The 18,124-nt window shown below is 72.6% G+C and carries 17 protein-coding genes; 13 read left to right on the top strand and 4 right to left on the bottom strand.

The features are described 5' to 3' along the window. The first annotated feature begins 229 nt into the window (after positions 1-229). The 6 genes from IEY17_RS09550 to IEY17_RS09525 all read left to right on the top strand — a co-directional run bounded on the left by IEY17_RS09550 (position 230) and on the right by IEY17_RS09525 (position 4,567). Positions 230-553, top strand: a complete 324-nt coding sequence (locus IEY17_RS09550) for a rhodanese-like domain-containing protein (protein WP_188987112.1) — start codon at positions 230-232, stop codon at positions 551-553. Beyond that, on the top strand, positions 550-1,461 hold the full coding sequence (locus tag IEY17_RS09545) for a DUF4328 domain-containing protein (RefSeq protein ID WP_229679981.1): 912 nt from the start codon (positions 550-552) through the stop codon (positions 1,459-1,461). Before IEY17_RS09550 ends, IEY17_RS09545 begins: the two co-directional genes overlap by 4 nt. Before the next feature lie 75 nt (positions 1,462-1,536). Then, entirely contained in the window at positions 1,537-2,388 is an 852-nt protein-coding gene (locus IEY17_RS09540; RefSeq protein ID WP_188986956.1) for a glycerophosphodiester phosphodiesterase, read from the top strand. Between the two features lie 21 nt (positions 2,389-2,409). Further along, positions 2,410-3,360: a DUF5926 family protein gene (locus IEY17_RS09535; RefSeq protein WP_188986955.1), complete on the top strand. Its 951-nt coding sequence runs from the start codon at positions 2,410-2,412 to the stop codon at positions 3,358-3,360. A gap of 140 nt (positions 3,361-3,500) precedes the next feature. After that, complete coding sequence (locus IEY17_RS09530) at positions 3,501-4,079, top strand: SigE family RNA polymerase sigma factor (protein ID WP_373289862.1); 579 nt, start codon at positions 3,501-3,503, stop codon at positions 4,077-4,079. Further along, positions 4,079-4,567, top strand: a complete 489-nt coding sequence (locus IEY17_RS09525) for a hypothetical protein (protein WP_188986954.1) — start codon at positions 4,079-4,081, stop codon at positions 4,565-4,567. Before IEY17_RS09530 ends, IEY17_RS09525 begins: the two co-directional genes overlap by 1 nt. Positions 4,568-4,625: 58 nt before the next feature. Here the strand turns inward: IEY17_RS09525 and IEY17_RS09520 are convergent, their stop codons facing one another. The 3 genes from IEY17_RS09520 to IEY17_RS09510 form a co-directional block, all read right to left on the bottom strand. Continuing rightward, the gene (locus IEY17_RS09520) at positions 4,626-5,189 is read right to left on the bottom strand and encodes a ferritin (RefSeq protein ID WP_188986953.1); all 564 of its coding nucleotides are present in this window, start codon (positions 5,187-5,189) and stop codon (positions 4,626-4,628) included. Between the two features lie 255 nt (positions 5,190-5,444). Then, positions 5,445-6,647, bottom strand: coding sequence for an arginine deiminase (gene arcA, locus IEY17_RS09515; protein ID WP_188986952.1), 1,203 nt, complete (start codon positions 6,645-6,647; stop codon positions 5,445-5,447). Positions 6,648-6,763: 116 nt separating this feature from the next. Next, on the bottom strand, positions 6,764-7,573 hold the full coding sequence (locus IEY17_RS09510; RefSeq protein ID WP_229679980.1) for a CPBP family intramembrane glutamic endopeptidase: 810 nt from the start codon (positions 7,571-7,573) through the stop codon (positions 6,764-6,766). Between the two features lie 122 nt (positions 7,574-7,695). Between IEY17_RS09510 and IEY17_RS09505 the strand changes: the two genes are divergently transcribed. After that, positions 7,696-8,052: a hypothetical protein gene (locus IEY17_RS09505; RefSeq protein ID WP_229679979.1), complete on the top strand. Its 357-nt coding sequence runs from the start codon at positions 7,696-7,698 to the stop codon at positions 8,050-8,052. A 64-nt stretch (positions 8,053-8,116) separates the two neighbouring features. Here the strand turns inward: IEY17_RS09505 and IEY17_RS09500 are convergent, their stop codons facing one another. Continuing rightward, entirely contained in the window at positions 8,117-8,896 is a 780-nt protein-coding gene (locus IEY17_RS09500; protein WP_188986951.1) for a DUF2470 domain-containing protein, read from the bottom strand. 329 nt (positions 8,897-9,225) lie between these two features. Here IEY17_RS09500 and IEY17_RS09495 point away from each other — a divergent pair, with 329 nt between their 5' ends. The 6 genes from IEY17_RS09495 (at position 9,226) to cydD (ending at position 18,075) form a co-directional block, all read left to right on the top strand. After that, entirely contained in the window at positions 9,226-10,092 is an 867-nt protein-coding gene (locus IEY17_RS09495; RefSeq protein ID WP_268240315.1) for a hypothetical protein, read from the top strand. After that, complete coding sequence (locus tag IEY17_RS09490; protein ID WP_188986950.1) at positions 10,089-11,294, top strand: fumarylacetoacetate hydrolase family protein; 1,206 nt, start codon at positions 10,089-10,091, stop codon at positions 11,292-11,294. Before IEY17_RS09495 ends, IEY17_RS09490 begins: the two co-directional genes overlap by 4 nt. A gap of 4 nt (positions 11,295-11,298) precedes the next feature. Next, positions 11,299-11,985 (top strand): IclR family transcriptional regulator, encoded by a 687-nt coding sequence (locus IEY17_RS09485; protein ID WP_188986949.1) that lies wholly within the window; start codon positions 11,299-11,301, stop codon positions 11,983-11,985. Positions 11,986-12,169: 184 nt separating this feature from the next. Then, positions 12,170-13,669 carry a cytochrome ubiquinol oxidase subunit I gene (locus IEY17_RS09480; RefSeq protein WP_188986948.1) on the top strand — a complete coding sequence of 500 codons (1,500 nt, stop codon included), beginning with the start codon at positions 12,170-12,172 and terminating at the stop codon, positions 13,667-13,669. A 17-nt stretch (positions 13,670-13,686) separates the two neighbouring features. Then, positions 13,687-14,697, top strand: coding sequence for a cytochrome d ubiquinol oxidase subunit II (gene cydB, locus IEY17_RS09475; protein ID WP_188986947.1), 1,011 nt, complete (start codon positions 13,687-13,689; stop codon positions 14,695-14,697). A 75-nt stretch (positions 14,698-14,772) separates the two neighbouring features. After that, the gene (gene cydD / locus IEY17_RS09470; RefSeq protein WP_188986946.1) at positions 14,773-18,075 is read left to right on the top strand and encodes a thiol reductant ABC exporter subunit CydD; all 3,303 of its coding nucleotides are present in this window, start codon (positions 14,773-14,775) and stop codon (positions 18,073-18,075) included. The last annotated feature ends 49 nt before the right edge of the window (positions 18,076-18,124 follow it).

Below are 18,124 nucleotides of genomic sequence, written 5' to 3'. Positions count from 1 at the left end.
GGTCCCCCTTCGGTCGGCGGCTGGATCAACCGCAGCCCACTGTGGCACGTAATGATCTTGAAACCGGTCTTCCCGCCGAAGTTCCCTCCGAAAGCGTGAGCAACCCCGAAACGACCTCGCGTCCTGCCTGGTCAGCGCCGGGCCGACACGACCCTCACACCGCTGGTACGCGCCGCGTGGCAGCATCGGGTGCGTGACTACCCCAGTTCCCGGTCATCAGGTGCCCGGCGTGCAGCCCGAGGAGCTGCCCGTGCAGTTGCCGGCGGGCAGCGTGCTCCTCGACGTCCGCGAGGCCAACGAGTGGCAGGCGGGGCACGCGCCCGGCGCCGTGCACATCCCGATGAGCGAGCTCGTGCAGCGGCTCGACGAGATCCCGGAGGCCGACCAGCTCTACGTGATCTGCCGCTCCGGCGGCCGGTCGGCCAAGGTCACCGCGTACCTCAACGCCAACGGCTGGGACGCGGTCAACGTCGAGCGCGGCATGAACGGGTGGGCGGCCCTCGGCCGTCCGCTGGTTTCCGACGACGCCGACGGCGAGCCGTACGTGCTGTGAGCAGCCGAGTTCCGCCCGCCCGGGTGGAGTGGGTCGCCACTCCGCCGGGTGGGCCGCGCCCCGTCCGGCCGCCGCGGCGGGCGCGCCGCTACACCGGTCCGCCCGCCTACCCGGCCGTGCCGCGCTGGGGCTTCCCGCTGTTGGCGTGGCGGTGGCCGCTGGCCCTGCCGGTGCAGCAGCAGGGCGATCCGGCGCGCCGTGCCGAGGCGACCGGCGCGACCGCGGTCGCGACGCTGTGGATCACCGCCGGGGTGGCGGGCCTGGCCGCCTTCGCCGAGGGCTGGCGCTACGTCCTGCTGCTGATCAGCCGCAGCCAGGCGCTGTCGCGCACGGTGCTGGCGATCTCCGACGCCCTGGTCGGCACGACCGGCCTGATCCTGTGGCCGCTCGGTGCGTTCAGCGGCCTGTTCGTGGTGCTGTGGGCGCTGCGGGCGCGGGCAGCGGCGGCGCAGCGCATCGGGGTGCGCAACGCCCGCCCGGACTGGCAGGTCGTGGTGGGCGTGCTCGTGCCCGGGCTCAACCTGCTGGTGCCCGGGTCGGCCCTGGCCGAGCTGGAGCACACGGTGCTGGCCGCGGAGGGCGAGCGGGAGCGCGGTGCGCGACCGTACCCGACGCTGCTGGTGCGGTTCTGGTGGGTGACGTGGACGGCGACCCTGCTGCTGGGCTGGTTCACCTTCGCGTGGGGATTCCGCACCGGCGTGCAGGCGCTGGCCGACGGCGTGGTGCTGCACGCGCTCAACGACGCCCTCGTCGCGGTCCTCGCGATGCTGACCGTCCGGGTGATCAGGTACCTCAACCGCCTGCTGCTCCCGGTGAACCCGACCGAGCTCAGGCACCTGTGGGTGCGCGCGGTCCGCGCGGCGCCACCGCCGCCGCGGGCGCCCCGCCCGAGCACCGCCCCCCGCTGACCCGACGTTCCCCGGCCAGGGTGAATTTCAGCGTTATGTCACACCTGACGGCGCGGAGCCGGTGCCGCCCGCATAATGGGCCGCGTGCCACAGCCGACCCCCGACGTCGTTGCGCACCGGGGGGCTTCCGCGCACCGTGCCGAGCACACCCGGGCTGCCTACGAACTGGCTCTCGAGCAGGGCGCCGACGCTCTCGAATGCGATATCCGCGTCAGCCGTGACGGACACCTCGTGTGCGTGCACGACCGTCGTATCGACCGCACCTCCAGCGGCCGCGGCGTCGTCAGCGAACTGACCGTCGCCGCGATGTCCGCGCTCGACTTCGGCGGCTGGCACCGTGAATTCCCCGAATCCGCCGACGACCTGCTCCGCCCGCCGCCGGACAACAGCGAGCACGGCGTGCTCACCCTCGACGAACTGCTCGGCCTGGTCCGCGACACCGCGCGCGACGTCCGGCTGTTCATCGAGACCAAGCACCCCGTCCGCTACGGCGGGCTGGTGGAGCACAAGCTCGTCGCCCTGCTGGCCCGCCACGGCCTGGCCGCGCCGGTGGACCGGGAGAAGTCGCAGGTGCTGATGATGTCGTTCTCCCAGTCCGCGGTGCGCCGCTTCCGGAAGGCTGCGCCGCGGATCCCGACGGTGCTGCTGTTCGACCGGTTCCGCAGCGGTTGGCGCTCCGGCGAGCTGCCGCCATGGGCGGACCTCGCCGGGCCGGACATCCGGCTGCTGCGCCGCGACCCCGATTTCGTCGCCCGGGCCGCCGCGAGCGGCCGCGACACCTACTGTTGGACTGTGGACGACCCGGCCGACGTCGCTCTCTGCCACCGCGCCGGAGTGCGGTTCGTGGCCACCAACTCACCCGCCGCCACCCGCGTCCACCTGGCTGAATCGGGGAACGGGCAGTTCGGTAGCGTCACGGTGAAGTAACCGCGAGTAAGGGGACCCGCAGTGTCGAAGCGAACCGCAACGAAGCCTCCAGCGGACACCGGGATCAAGCCGCGGCAGCCCTGCCCATGCGGTTCCGGCAAGCGCTACAAGGCATGCCACGGCGCCGCCGGCGGGGCCGCGGACGTGATCGTGACCAGGCCCTTCGAGGGGCTGGCCGCGGAATGCGAACTGGTCGCGCTGCGCGAGTTCGTGCCGTCGGCGACGGCACGACTGCCGCTGCGCGAGGAGGGCGAGGTCACCCTCGCGACCGTGCTGCCGATGGCCGCGGCGGCCCTGCGCCGCAACGACGACAAGTCGTTCGTCGGCCTCCAGGTGCAGACCCATTCCGGTGATATCAGCCGGGATCTCGCCCGCGCGGTGGAGTGGGTGCGGGCCGCCGAACCCGGCCAGTCCCTGTCGGTGGTGGGGCCGGAGACCGCCGAGGTCGGCACGGTGCCGACCCGCCTGCAGGACCTGCTCGACCCGGACGCCGGCCTGGAGGTCGAGCTGCACCCGGACTTCTCCTGGTGGCTGCCGGAGGACGTGGAGCCGACCGGAGAGGTGGCGCTGTCCCTGGAGCGGGCGAACGCGGCGATCATGCCGACCGACCGGCTGACCGCCGAGGGCGTGCGGTCGGCCTACTGGGTGGACGCCGGGGAGAAGGCCCACCTGCGGTGGGTGCGCCCGGAGCCGGAGGAGCAGCTGCTGGCGGCGCTCGCCCGGCTGTCCGCGCGCGGTGAGCTCTCCCTCGGCGAGGACAGCCGGTACGCCGGATCGTTCCGCGCGCACGGCCTGCTGGTCCCGGTGTGGGACCTGGACCGCGAGAAGCACGCGCGCGAGTGGGACGAGCCTGCCGCGGCGATGGGGCGGCGGCTGACCGAGGCCCTCGCGTCGCTGGACGACGAGCCACTGAACGCCGCCGAGCGCCGCGCCCGCGACGGCCTGCGCGGCCGCCAGGTCACCATCCGCTGAACCAGCCGCCGACCGCGGTTCCCGCCGGAACCGAGGTCGGCGGTGCGCCGTTCGCGTGATCAAACCGATACACGGGCAACCCCCGCGGGCTGTGACGGCGTGTCCCTCCACGGCGATATCCGACCTGGAGGGGGTGGAGGGTGACCGCGCACCTGCCCGCAGTGCCGGCCGCCACCGAGGCGTCGGGCGCCTACCGCGGGCGGGCGCGTCGGGGGGACATGGCGGCGATCGAAGATGATTTCGCGGAGTTCGTCCGGGTGGCGCTGCCCGGGCTGATGCGCTACGGCCACGCCCTGACCGGAAACCCCCACGACGCCGCCGATTTGGTCCAGACCGTGCTGGAGAAGGTCGGCGCCCGCTGGGCGAAGATCAGCCGCACCTGCGCGGACCCGGGCGCCTACGTGCGCAGGGCGATGGCGAACACCCACGTCAGCCGATGGCGCCGCACCCGGCGCGAGACGCTGCTCGCCGACTTCCCGGACGTCCCAGCGGCGGCCCGGCACGACCGCCTGGAGGACGAGCCGCTGTGGCAGGCGCTGCGCGGTCTGCCGCCGAGGCAACGCGCCGTGGTCGTGCTGCGTTACTACGAAGGTCTCTCCGAGGCGGAGATCGCCGAGGCGCTCGGCGTGAGCTGCGGGACGGTCAAGAGCCAGGCGAGCAAGGCGCTGGCGACGCTGCGCAAAAGGCTCGGGGCACTGGTGGAGGGGGGTGGCGTGTGATGGATCTGGAGGAGGAGCTGCGGCGGATCTTCCGGGAGGACCGGCTGGACATCCCGGTGCGGACCGGGGCGGAGTGGTCGCTGGTCGCGGGCGCGCGCCGCCGTCGTCAGCGCGCCGGGATGATGGCCGCGGCGGGCAGCGCGCTCGCGGCGATGCTGCTGGTGGGCGGCGGAGTGGCGCTGGTCAGCCACCAGCCGGACCAGCCGGTGCGACCGGCGGTGCCGACGGTCCTGGATCCGCTGCCGAAACCGAGCTCCACCACCACGCGCCACCCGTCGGAGCCTCCGGCCGTGCCGCTGCCGCCGGGGCAGATACCGCCGGCCCCGGCGATCACCGTCCCGCCGCCGAGCCACACGCCGTCGCCGACGATCCTGCGGACGGAGACCACGCGACCGGAGCCGACGTCCACGAAGCCGTCCGAGACCAGCGCCCCGAACCAGTCGTCATCGCAGCACCCGACCAGCGAGGCGAATCCCGCCACGCCGTGACCGCATGCGCTGCGGGCACCTCCACCCTGGGGCAGCGGAGGTGCCTGCCGGCGCGGGATCAGAGGGCGCCGCCGGCGACCTTCGGGGCCGTGGCATCCAGGCCGCCCTCGTCGCCGATCGACTCGCGGGCGAGGTAGTTCTCCACGTCGAAGAGGTTGCCCTTGGCGCGGTCCACCACGTTGAGCAGCGTGGTCATCGAGGAGACCTCCTCAACCTGCTCCCTGAGGAACCACTGCATGAACTGCTCACCGAGATAGTCGCCCTCCTCGCGGGCGGTCCTGGCGAGGGTCTCGATCTCGCGGGTCACCTCGCGCTCCTGCTCGAGCGCGAGCGCGACGAGCTCGCGGGCCTCGGTGAAGTCGTTGCGGACCTGCTCCACGGCCGGGATGATCGGCTTGACGTTGGTGTCCATGAGGTACTGGACGATCATCATCGCGTGGTTGCGCTCCTCGAGCGCCTGCCGGTAGAAGTACGACGCCAGCCGGGGCAGATCTTCGTTGTCGAACCACACCGCGACCGCGACATACTGCTGCGAGGCGGTGAACTCGTTTCGGATCTGCTCCTGCAGCAGGTGCTCGAACTTCGATTCCTTGTGATGAATTTTTTTCGCGGTGATAGCCATGCCGCCAATATACTCTGGAATCAGTCCAGATTCATTTCAGGATCGCCTAAGAAAAATGTGGTCAGCCTTGGTTCGCAATGGTGAGATGAGGCAATCCTCAAACAGGGTAGCCAAGCCAAACCTTGCACGTTTACCCAGGTAGGCGGCTGCTGTGCGGCGGTGACGTTTTCCTGCGCGTATCGCGGCGTTTCCGCGTCGAATAATCCGTGGGCGGATCACGAGAATGCGATTTCCACGTCACCGCCGCGTTCGCGATCAGCGGGACAGCGCCGCGCGGACGATCGGGCACGACATGCAGCGCGGGCCCCCGCGACCGGAGCCGAGTTCGGAGCCGCTGATGCGCAACACCTCGATCCCGGCGTCCTCCAGACGCGCATTGGTCTCGGCGTTGCGCTCGTAGGCCACCACGACACCCGGCGCCACGGCGAGCGTGTTGTTGCCGTCCTCCCACTGCTCGCGCTCGGCCGTCACCGGGTCCAGACCGGTGTCGATCACCCGCAGGTGGTCGATGCCCATCGCCTCCGCCGCCGCGGTCAAGAACGGAGTCGGTCCGGACACCGCGAACTCGCCATCCAGCGGGCGCATCGTGTACGCCTGCAGCGAATGCTGGACCGCCGGGTACATCACCACCGCGTCGCGGTCAACCATCGTGCACACCGTGTCCAGGTGCATCGACGCCCGCCGCTGCTCGATCGGCACCGCCAGCACGGTGTGCGCGAGGTTGTCGGCGAACATCGACCGGGCGAAGGACTCGGCGCCGGCCGGGGTGGTGCGCTCCCCGACGCCGATCGCGACCACGCCCGGCGCCAGCAGCAGCACGTCGCCGCCCTCGACCGGCGCGGAGTGCGCGCCGTAGGCGCGGGCGGAGCGCGAGAAGCGCGGGTGGTAAGCGTAGACGAGGTCGGTCAGCGCCGACTCGCGGCGGCGCGCGGGCATCGCCAGGGCCGCGATCGCCACCCGGTCCCCGACCCACATCGACGAGTCCCGGGTGAACAGCAGGTTCGGCAGCGGGTCGATGGCGAAGTCGTGCGGATGATGCATGCGGCGGACCAGCGACTGGCCTTCGGCGGCGGGCAGTTCCTCGAACGTCATGCCCGCGATGAGGATCTCGGCCAGCGTCGACTGGTCCACACTGGACAGGTGCGAGCGCAGGGTGTCGGCGATGTCGGTGCCCACCCGGAGCTCGTCCACGCTCGAGAGCACGGCGGCGGCCCGCGCGCGGGCGTCGCACAGCGTCTCGGTGAGTAGCTCGCGTAGCAGCAGGACCTCCACGCCTCGGGAGCGCAGCACCTCGGCGAACGCGTCGTGCTCCTCCTGCGCCCGGTCGACCCACGGGATGGCGTCGAACAGCAACTGATCGCTGTTGCGCGGCGTGAGCCGCTTCAACTCGGTGCCCGGACGGTGCAGCAGGACCGTGCGCAGCGGGCCGACCTCGCTCTGGACGTGTGCTTCGCTCACGAGCTCCCAGCCTAGCTCCGGCCGAATCAAAACGTCCGTAATCCGAGGAGCTTTCGATCGATCATTAAACGATTGGGCGCGCATGCCATCGAATCATTGCGTGTCGGGAAACGCCACTACGGTAGCCAGCCCACCCTGCCGCGCAGCGCGGCGTAGCCGACGAACGCCACGACGTCGATCAGCGCGTGACCGACGATCAGCGGCCACAGCCGGTTGGTCCGCTGCCACGCCCGCCCGTAGACCAGGCCCATCACCACGTTGCCGACGAACCCCCCGAACCCCTGGTACAGGTGGTAGCTGCCGCGCAGCATCGCCGACACCCACAACGCCCGGTTCTCTGACCAGCCGAGCTGCCGCAGCCGGGTCAGCAGATACGCGACGACCAGCACTTCCTCGGCGAACGAGTTGCCGAACGCGGCCAGCGTCAGCACCGGCCCGCGCCACCAGGCGGCGTCGAGCGTGGACGGCTGCACCGTGAGGCTGAGCCCCATCGCGTGCGCCGTCAGGTAGAGGGCCAGGCCGGGGATGCCGATCAGCGCGGCCAGACCGGCGCCCGCGGCGAGGTCCCGGCCCGGTCGGGAGCGGTCCAGGCCGACCCGGCGCAGGGCGATGCCGCTGCGCCACAGCAGGAACGCGCCCAGGCCGCCCCAGGCGCACAGGCGCAGCACGTTCGCCAGCTGCTGCAGCATGTCGATCAGGCCCAGCTCGGCCTGCGGCGCGTTGATCGCCACGTGCTGGTCGGCCAGCGGCTCGGGCCGCAGCAGCGCGTCCAGCAGCGACAGCAGGCTCTGCAGTCCGGAGAGCCCCAGCGTCACGGTGAACACCAGCAGCAGCTCGACCAGGATCGCCCGGCGCTCGCCGGGGTCGGTGATCGCCGCCGGTTCACCGGGGCGGGCCGGGGACAACCAGGCACGGAGGGTGCTCACGCGACGAACCGTACCCGGCGGGGTTCGGTCGCCGGATCTGGTGGCAATACCGGGAAAGCGGCCGGCGGAACTGGTGACGCGGGCGCGGCGTCGGATCGGTGTTGGCCCGGCGGAGGTGGGGCGTGGACGTGTTCGTGTGGGGTGCGGTGAGCCCCGACCACGCCGTGCGCGCGTTGCGGGCGCTGCGCGGTTTCCAGGTGCTGGACGGCCCGGTCGGGCCGGCCGACGTGGTGGGCGTGCGCGACGGCGTCCTGGTGGAGCTGCGCCACAGCGACCCCGGCGGGCTGCTGGTGCGGTTCGAGGACGGCGCGACCCCGGGGCGCGCGTCGATCGCGGCGCACTCGTTCCTGTGGATGATCACCCGGCGACCGTGGGTGGAGGAGGCGGTGCTGACGGGCGCGGGTGCGGAGCCGCTGCGCTTCCACCGCGGCCGCATCCACCGCATGACCCCGCTCGGCGCCGGATGGCCGGACGACTGAGCGAGTCCGCTGCCGGCCGGGAGCCCGGATTCACGTTCGGCGGACTCCCGTCACCTCATCAGGTTCAGGCGGTGCGTTGCTGGGCCAGGAACGGGCAGCCGACCAGGCGACGGAGTTCCGCGCCCAGGTGCTCGGTGGTGCTGACCGGGCGGGAGAACGCCAGCCGGACGTCGTGGTCACCGTCGGCCGACTCCACCCGCAGCCGCAGCCCGTACCGGTCCAGGCCGAGCGGGCGGATGTGCCCGCCGCGCAATGACTCCGGCAGGTGCCGGGCCAGCAGGCCCACCACGTCGCGGTGCGACAGCTCGAGGTGGCGCAGCCAGGTGTCCTCCTGCAGGCAGAACGGGTCCGGGTCGGCGGCCCGGAACTCCGCGGGGTCGACCGAACTGGTGCTTTCGGCGTCGGCCAGCACCAGCGACACCGACTCCAGGTGCAGCACGCTCGCCCCGTGTCCGGCGTCGAGCAGCCTCGGGTCCGGGCGCTGCTCGGCTACGGACAGCACCTCGGCGCGGGCCTCCGCGCCGTCAAGGAGCCGGACCCAGCCGGTCAGCCACAGCAGGCCCCGCACCGGTTCGCGCATCCGCACCGGCGTGGGGTCGGCCAGTTCGAGCACCGCGGTGATCTCGCCGCGCGGTGCCTGCCAGGCGGCGGAGATCAGCGGGTGTTCGTCGGCCAGCAGGACCGTGGCGGTGCCGTCCGGGTGCACGTGGTGCAGGAGCGGTGCGATGCGCGTCGAAGCCTCGCCGGACGGCAGGAGCGCGGCCCGGCCGCCGCGCTTGGCGATGCTCCTGGCGCGCTCCGCGGGGCTCGGCGTCGCGGGTCGGTGCCTGGTCGTGTCGCCCACTGCTCACCTCCAACTTAGGCAAGCCTAACTTAAACGGCGGGTGCGGGGAAGTTGTTCACCGCACGTCGTCCGTCCCGACCCGGCAAAGCCCCCCGGACGGGTGATCCGCGCCAGGCTCCGGCGCCCGGTTCGCACCTCCTCTTATTACCAGCTCCAACGCGGTCGCGGGTGGTCAGCCGAAAGCGGCGCCGGCAGGGGGTGTGCCGTGCCGTGTCGCGGCAGGTGGATGATGATGTCCAAACGCGGTGAGGAGGCCCCCATGAACTCGCCACACGTCCGGTTATCGGGCACCTTTGTTCACTGGGCGGCACGGCATTAGCGTGTCTGCCGTGTCAAGCGCTGTTGAGCTTCGCGCGCCCGGTCCGCGCGGCATTCCGCCCCTGTTCGCCCGACTGGTTGACGACGCCGCGCTGTTCCCGCCGGGCACCGCGTCGGTGCCCCAGGCCGTGGCCGACCACCTCGACGCGCGCAGCGGCGAGTACGCGGGCGTGCTGGGCCCGATGCTGTGCCGGGCGTCCCGGCTGGCCGAGCTGATCACCGAGCTCGCCAAGGTGAAGCCGCCGGAGCCGGTGCCGCTCTCGCTGGTGTGCGACACCGGGCTGGGCGGCGTGCCCAAGGCGCTGTCGATCATCGAGGGCCGCCAGGAGCTGCTCGCGCTGCGCATGGTCGAGATGCCCGCGCCGTCGGACGTCGACGACATCTGGCTCGAGCGTGTCTCCGAGTTCGTCCCCGAGGACATCATCCGAGTGGTGGAACCGCGGCGCGGCGGCGACGGCTGGCTGGACGGCATCCGCCGGGTCGCCGAGCACGGCTGCTGGCCGAAGCTGCGCACCGGCGGCCAGACCGCCGAGTCGGTGCCCTCCATCGACGTGGTCACCGACTTCCTCGCCGTCGCGGCCACGCTGGATGTGCCGTTCAAGGCCACCACCGGCCTGCACACCGCGGTGCGCAGCACGGATCCGGAGACCGGCTTCACCCACCACGGGTTCCTCAACCTCCTCGTCGCCACCGCGCGCTCGCTGTCCGGCAAGGACGTGCGGGAGGCGCTGCGCAGCACCGACGGCGCGGCGCTGGCCGAGGAGGCGCGGTCGCTGTCCGACGACGCCGCCAACGCGGTGCGGGACGTGTTCGCCTCCTACGGCTCGTGCTCGCTGAAGGACCCGATCGCCGAGCTGGAAGGGCTGGGGTTGCTGTGACCTGGATCGAGGACCCCGAGTTCGCCCCGGACAAGCCGTTCGGCCCGCAGACCCTGCCCTACGGGGTGCTGGTGACCGGCAGCGGCCCGGTCGCGGCGGTACGGGTCGGGCGGCACGCGCTGCCGCTGCGGGGCATCGCCGGGCAACTCGGTCCTCGGCTCGCCGACCTCGTCGCGGGCGACTCCCTGGACCCGCTGCTGGCCGCGGGCCGCGCGCACTGGCGCGAACTGCGGGAACGGCTGACCGAGCTGGTCACCGCCGATCGCGCCCCGGCTGGCGCGGAGCTGGTGCGCACCGACTGGCACACCCTTATGCTGCCGTTCACCGTCGCCGACTACGTCGACTTCTTCTCCTCCCGCCACCACGCCGAGAACGTCGCCCGCATCGCCCACCGGGCGGTCGCGCAGCTGCCGGAGAGCTGGTCGCACCTGCCGGTGGCCTACCACGGCCGTTCCGGCACGGTGTACGTCTCGGGCACCGACATCCACCGGCCCAGTGGACAGCGCAAGGCATCCGGCGACCTGCACCCCGCGTTCGGGCCCACCCGACGCCTGGACTTCGAGGCCGAGGTGGGGTTCGTCTGCGGTGGCGAACCGGCCGCCCGCGTGCCCACCTCGGAGTTCCCGGAGCACGTGTTCGGCGTGGTGCTGGTCAACGACTGGTCGGCGCGCGACATCCAGATGTGGGAGTCCACGCCGCTGGGACCGTTCCTGGCCAAGTCGTTCGCCACCTCGATATCGGGCTGGATCACCCCGCTGGAGGCACTCGAGCACGCCCGCATCCCGCTGCCCGGCCCCGAGCAACCGCTGCAGCGTTACCTCGTCGAGCACGAGCCGTGGGGCCTGGACCTGCGGCTGGAGGTGCGTTGTAACGAGACGGTGGTGGCGCGGCCGCGGTTCGAGCACATGTCGTGGTCGCCCGCGCAGCAGCTCGCGCACATGACCGTCAACGGCGCCCCGGTGCGGCCCGGCGACCTGTTCGCCTCCGGGACCGTGTCCGGGCCGGAACGCGACCAGCGCGGCTGCCTGCTGGAGCTGACCTGGGGTGGTGCGGAACCGATCACGTTGCAGGACGGTGAGCAGCGCACCTTCCTCCAGGACGGTGATCGGGTGACACTGGGGGGCAGCGCGCCGGGGCCCGGCGGGACGGTGATCGGACTCGGCGAGGTGACCGGCACGGTGCTGGCCGCGGCTCGGAGGTGACGCGATGGTCCAACCGACCCCCGAGCCGATCCGGGCGCCGCTGGGCCTGCCACGCGATGCGAACCCGAAGGAGAGCTCGCTGACGCTCGACCGCGGGCTCAGCCTGCTGCAGGCCGTTGCCGACGCGGAGAGCGAGGCGCCCACGATCAGCGACCTGGCGGCGACCATCGGGGTCAGCCGCGCGGCCGTGTACCGGCTGCTCGGGCCGCTGCAGAGCCGGGGTCTGGTGCGCCGCGAGGGCTCGAGGGTGCGGCTCGGGCTCGGCGTGCTGTGGCTGGCCGGGCGCGTACTGCCGCAGCTGCGCGTGGCGTCGACACCCGCGCTGCGGGCGTTGGCGGAGAAGGTCGGGGCCACGGTCCACCTGACGGTGGCCGACGGCAGCGAGGCGCAGGCGGTGGCGGTCGTGGAACCGTCCTGGACCAGCTACCACGTGTCGTACCGGGTCGGCAGTCGGCACCCGGTTCAGCGCGGCGCGGCCGGTCGCGCGGTGGACCTGCCGCCGGGCGGGCCGCGCTGGATCACCAGCAGCGGGGACCTGCAGCCCGGGGCCTTCACGGTGGCCGCGCCGGTGCGGGGCGTGCCGGGCCTGCGCGCCAGCGTCGGGGTGGTGGCGCTGCAACCGCTGACCGCGGACGAGATCGGACCGCTCGTCCTGGAAACGGCCGAGGCGGTCGCCGAAGCCCTGCGCTGACCGCGATTCCTTCTGCTGACATCTTCCGCCGCGCCCGAACGGCTGGTAAGAAGGAACAGACCCGCCGAGATTGTCACCCAGCGTCGACAGGACCTAGGTCCTGTCCGGACCGGGACCCTCGGCCGGGGAACGCGGGGCGGTTGCCCCTACGCGCAGCGCAGCCACGTCGGGCACAGTGGATCTCGTGGACCTGCTCGACATCGCTCGCTGGCAGTTCGGGATCACCACCGTCTACCACTTCCTGATGGTTCCGCTGACCATCGGGCTGGCGGTGCTGGTCGCCGGAATGCAGACCGCGTGGTACCGCACCGGCAAACGGCGCTACCTCAAGATGACCAAGTTCTGGGGCAAGCTGCTGCTGATCAACTTCGCCATGGGCGTGGTCACCGGGATCGTCCAGGAGTTCCAGTTCGGCATGGCCTGGAGCGCCTACTCCCGGTTCGTCGGCGACGTGTTCGGCGCCCCGCTGGCCATGGAAGGGCTGATGGCCTTCTTCGTCGAGTCGACCTTCCTCGGCCTGTGGATCTTCGGGTGGGACCGGTTGTCCAAGGGCGTGCACCTGGCGTGCGCATGGGCGTTCTCGCTGGCCACCGTGCTGTCGGCGTACTTCATCCTGGCCGCCAACTCCTGGATGCAGCACCCGGTGGGCATCGAGCTCATCGATGGCCGACCCCGCCTGACCTCGATCTCGGCGCTGCTGACCAACAACACGGTGCTGGCCGCGCTCCCACACACCGTCTTCGGCTGCTTCGCCGTCGCCGGGTCGTTCCTGATCGGCATCGCCGCCTGGCAGATCGCCCGGCACCACCGCGACTCCAGCCCCGACGACGAGGACCGCCGCGCCTGGCACGCGTCCCTGCGGCTGGGCGCCTGGGTCGCGGTGGTGGCTTTCGCCGGGCTGGCCATCTCGGGCGACGTCCAGGGCAAGCTGATGTTCCAGCAGCAGCCGATGAAGATGGCCTCCGCCGAGGCGTTGTGCCACAGCGAGGCACCGGCCAGCTTCTCGATCTTCGCGATCGGCGACGTCCGCCAGCCCAACTGCGAGGACGTCAAGAGCTTCACCGTGCCCTACGTCCTGTCGTACCTGGCCAACGGCGACCTCACCAGTGAGGTCAAGGGCGTGCAGGCGCTGGTGCCCGAGTACCAGGCCAGGTACGGCACGCATTACCCGGACGACCCCCGGCTGGGCCCGTACGCCGGGCAGCCGATCGACTACGTGCCGAACCTGCCGGTCACCTACTGGGGTTTCCGGTTCATGATCGGCTTCGGTGCTCTCGCCGCGCTCGGTGCCGTTCTCGTGCTGTGGCTGACCCGCCGGGGAAGGTTCCCGGCCGGGCGCTTCTGGGCGCCGCTGGCGGTGCTGAGCATCGCGCTGCCGTTCCTGGGCAACATCGCCGGCTGGGTGTTCACCGAGATGGGCCGTCAGCCGTTCGTCGTGGTGCCCAACCCCGACCCGTCCGGGGTGGACGGGGTGTGGATGTACACCGCGTCCGCGGTGTCCGCCGGGGTGACTCCCGGTGAGCTGCTGACCTCGGTGATCACCCTGACCGTGCTGTACGGGGTGCTCGCGGTCGTCGAGATCTTCCTCATCGTCCGCTACGTGCGCGGCGGGTTTGCCGGGGTGCTGCCATCGGAGCCACCCGAGGGTGAGAAGAACGAGGAAGCCCTGTCCTTCGCGTACTGACGGTTTGGAAGGCAACGATGGATCTGCCCACCTTCTGGTTCTGCGTGATCGCCCTGCTGTGGCTGGGCTACCTGTTCCTGGAGGGCTTCGACTTCGGCGTCGGGATGCTGCTGCCGATCCTGGGCCGGAACGAGACCGAGCGGCGGGTGCTGATCAACACCATCGGTCCGGTATGGGACGGCAACGAGGTGTGGTTGATCGTCGCGGGCGGCGCCACCTTCGCGGCGTTCCCCGGCTGGTACGCCTCGCTGTTCAGCACCGCATACCTGTTGCTGCTGCTGTTGCTGGTGGCGCTGATCGGGCGCGGTGTGGCGTTCGAGTACCGCGGCAAGGTCGACACCGTGCGGTGGCGCCGCACCTGGGACGCCGTGATCGTGCTGGCGTCCTGGATCTCGCCGCTGGTGGTCGGGCTCGTGCTGTCGGCGAACGTGTTCGGGTTGCCGTTGGACGCCAACGGTGACCGGGTCGGCGGCTGGTGGACCATCTTCACGCTGCCGAGCGTGGTGGGTGCCCTCGCGGTCTGCGGTTTCTCGCTGCTGCACGGTGCGGTGTTCGTGGCGCTCAAGACCGAGGGCGAGATCCGCGAGCGGGCGCGGCGGTTCGCGCTGCGCGCCGGCGTGCCGCTGCTGCTGCCGGTGGTCGCGCTGGTGCTGATCGCGCAGGTGCGGGAGGGCTCGACGTGGACGTGGGTGCCGTTGGTGATCGCGCTGGTCGCGGCCCTGGCCGGGCTGGTCCGGCTGCTCGGCGGCCGTGAGGGGCAGGCGTTCGCGCTGCAGGGCATCGCGCTGGCCGGGGTGGTGGTGACGCTGTTCGGCGCGCTGTGGCCGAACGTCATTCCCTCGACATTGGACCCGGCGTGGTCGCTGCCGATCGCCGAGACCGCGTCCAGCCCGTACACGCTGACGGTGCTGACGTGGGTGGCGGCGTTCGGCACCCCGGCGGTGGTGGTCTACCAGGCGTGGGCGTACTGGGTGTTCCGCAAGCGCATCGGCACCCACCACATCCCCCCGGTCCACGTCCCGTCGTAACGCCAACGGACCCCCAATGCCAGCCAAACCCGGAATCCCAACACCCCACCAGCGCAGCGCGCCCTGGAGTGGACGATGAGCCCGCTGGGAGCGCTGCCGCGGCTTTCGGCCTCGGCCCGCCGGGCGCTGGTGGTCGCCGGGCTGCTCTCGGTCGGCAACGCGGTCGCGCTGATCGTGCAGGCATGGGCGCTCGGCAACGCGCTGGCCGCCGTGGTCGTGCGCGGCGTCGACCCCGCCGGGATCACCAGCCACCTCGTCGTGCTGGCCGGCGCGATCGTCGCGCGGGCCGTGCTGGGCTGGGCGACTGAGGCGGTGTCCGCCCGGGCGGCCGCCGGGGCGAAGGAGGAACTGCGCGGCCAACTCCTGGACGCGGCGCTGCGACACGGTCCGGAGTGGATCCAGCGCCGCGGCCCCGCCGAGCTGACCGCGCTGGCCACCCGCGGGCTCGACGCGCTGGACGCCTACTTCACCAGGTACCTCCCGGCGCTGGTGACCGCGGCGGTGGTGCCGCCGCTGGTGGGTGCCTGGATCCTGGTCTCCGACTGGGTGTCCGCGCTGGTCGTGGTGATCACGGTGCCGCTGATCCCGCTGTTCGCGTGGCTGGTCGGCAAGTACACCGAGCAGCGCACCTCGCGGGCCGCCGACGCGGTGCAGCGGCTGTCCGGGCAGCTGCTCGAGCTGATCCGGGCGCTGCCGGTGCTGACCGCGTTCGGGCGGGCGCGCGCCCAGGGCGAGGTGGTCCGCCGGGTCAGCGACTCGCACCGCCGCACCACCCTGGTGACGCTGCGCATCGCGTTCCTGTCCGCGCTGGTCCTGGAGCTGTTGTCGTCGCTGTCGGTGGCGATGGTGGCGGTCGGCATCGGCCTGCGCCTGGTGTCCGGCGACCTCGACCTGGCCACCGGCCTCCTGGTCCTCATCCTGGCCCCGGAGTGCTATCTGCCCCTGCGCGCCGCCGGAGCGGCCCACCACGCCAGCGAGGACGGCGTGGAGGCCGTCCGCCGCGTGGACGAGGTCGTCGCCGACGCCCCGCCCACCGACCCGCGATCGCGCCGTGCTGAACCGAGCGCCACCTCGGGCGATGGGCTCGCGGTCGAGGGGTTGCGGGTGGCCCGGCGAGGCGGGTTCGCCCCGGACGGGTTGAGTTTCCACGCCCGGCCCGGCGAGGTGGTGCGGTTGGAGGGCTTCGACGGGATCGGGCCCAGCGGCAGCGGGAAGTCGACGACGATGGCGGTGCTGCTCGGCTTCGCCGCCCCGGACGGCGGCACGATCACCTGGGGCGGGGTGGACATCGCCGAGTTCGCCCCCGATCAGTGGCGGCGGCGCGTCGCGTGGGTGCCGCAGCGCCCGGCGTTCACCGGCGGCACGGTCGCCGACGAACTGGCCGTCGCCACCGCCGACCAACCCGACCTCACCGCGCACGTGGACGACGTGCTGGCCGAAGCCGCCGCGAGCCACCTCCGCGACCGCCGCATCGATGATCTGTCCACAGGGGAGCGACAGCGGATCGCCGTGGCGCGGGCGCTGCTGCGGTTGCGCGGCGACGCCGAGCTGCTGCTGCTCGACGAACCCACCGCGCACCTCGACGCCGCCACCGCGCACCGGGTCAACGCCGCCATCCACCGGGCCGCGGAGGCGGGCGCCGCGGTGGTGCTCGCCAGCCACCGACCGGATGCTGCCGCGCCCGAACCGCAAGCGGGTCTCGCGGCCGCCCCGGCAGCCGCGCCCGACCTGCCCGCGGCGCGCGGCCGGCTCCGCGACCTGAGCACACCGCGGACGCTCCTCGGCGTCGGCCTCGGCGCGCTGTCGCTGCTGTCGGGCCTCGCGCTGACCGCGACCTCGGCCTGGCTGATCGCCCGAGCCTCGCAGCAGCCGCCGATCCTCACGCTGTCCGTGGCCGTGGTCGGCGTGCGCACCTTCGCGCTGTCGCGCGCGGTGCTCCGCTACGTGGAGCGGCTCGTCACGCACGACGCCGCCTTCCGGCTCGCCGGCCGCCTGCGGCGGCAGCTGTGGAACGCCCTCGTGGCCCTCGGTCCGGTGCGCGCCGCCGGGCTGCGCCGCGACGAGGGGGTGGCTCGGCTCGTCGACGACGTCGACACCGTCCGCGACCTGGAGCCCCGGGTGGTGCTCCCGCCGCTGGTCGCGGCGGTCGTGGTGGTGGCGGCGGTGGTGCTGCAGTGGCTTGTGCTGCCGCAGGCGGGTGCCGTGCTCGCGGTGGCGCTGCTCGTCGCATGCGTGGCGAGCCCGCTGGCCGCGGTGGTGGCGGAGCGCCGCGCGACGGCGGCGGTGGCGGAAGGCCGTCGGCATGTCGCGGCGCGGGTGCTCGGGTTGCTCGACGCCGCGGCGGAGCTGCTCGCGTTCGGCGCGCACGTCCAGCGCCGGGCGGAGCTTGCGGCGGAGGACGCGCGGTTGGCGAAGCGGGCGCGGCGGGCGGCGTTCGGGGCGGGTGCGGCGACGGCGGTGAGCACGCTGCTGGTCGGCGTCGCGGTGCTGGGTGGTGCGTGGTTCGGTGCTGCGGCGGTGGCGGAGGGCCGTCTGGCTCCCGACCTGGCGCCGCTGCTCGGCCTGGTGCCGCTGGCGGCGGCGGAAGCCGTTGCGCTGCTGCCCCCCGCCGCGCAGCAGTGGCGTTCCCTGCGCGCGGCGCAGGATCGCCTCGCGCCGCTGCTCGCGGCAGGACGCGAGCCTGGAGATCCCGGAGCGGACGGCTCCGGTGTTCCGCGTGCGGAGCTCGCGGGCGCTCCGGAACCCGAGGACGGTTCCGGGATCGAGCTGGTCGGTGTGGACGTGCGGTGGCCCGGGGCGGGGGAGGCGGCACTGCGCGGCGTGGACCTGCGGGTGCCGGCCGGGGCGCACGTCGCCGTGGTCGGCCCGTCGGGTGGCGGCAAGTCGACGTTGCTGGCCCTGCTGCTGGGTTTCCTCCGGGCGGAGCGCGGGACGGTCCGCGTCCCGGGGAAGATCGCCTGGTGCCCGCAGGAACCGCAGCTGGTGTCGACGACGGTGCGGGAGAACCTGCGGCTCGCCGCGCCCGGGGCCGACGACCAGGAACTCGTCGCGGCGCTGGACCTGGCGGGGCTGCCCGGGTGGCAGGACCGGCTGGACACCGTGGTCGGCAGCGGCGGGGCGGCGCTGTCCGGCGGGGAGGCGCAGCGCCTCGCGCTGGCGCGGGCGCTGCTGGTCAAGGACGCGGACCTGGTGCTGCTCGACGAACCCACCGCGCACCTGGACGTGCCGACGGCGGAGCTGCTGCTGGAGCGCCTGCGGCGGGCCCTGCGCGGCCGCACGGTCGTCCACGTGACGCACCGCTGGTCGGAGACCGAGCACGCCGACCTCGTCGTGCACGTCGGCAACGGCGCGGTCCGGACCCCCGCAACCGCCCTGTGACCTGCGTCGTCGTGCCGCACTTCCGGCTCCGGAGAGCTATAGCCTCATG

The sequence above is a fragment of the Saccharopolyspora thermophila genome (assembly GCF_014646075.1).
GTDB classification, from domain to species: domain Bacteria; phylum Actinomycetota; class Actinomycetes; order Mycobacteriales; family Pseudonocardiaceae; genus Saccharopolyspora; species Saccharopolyspora thermophila.
The sequence above is the reverse complement of the archived record's forward strand: the minus strand, read 5'-3'. Positions and strand labels throughout refer to the sequence as shown.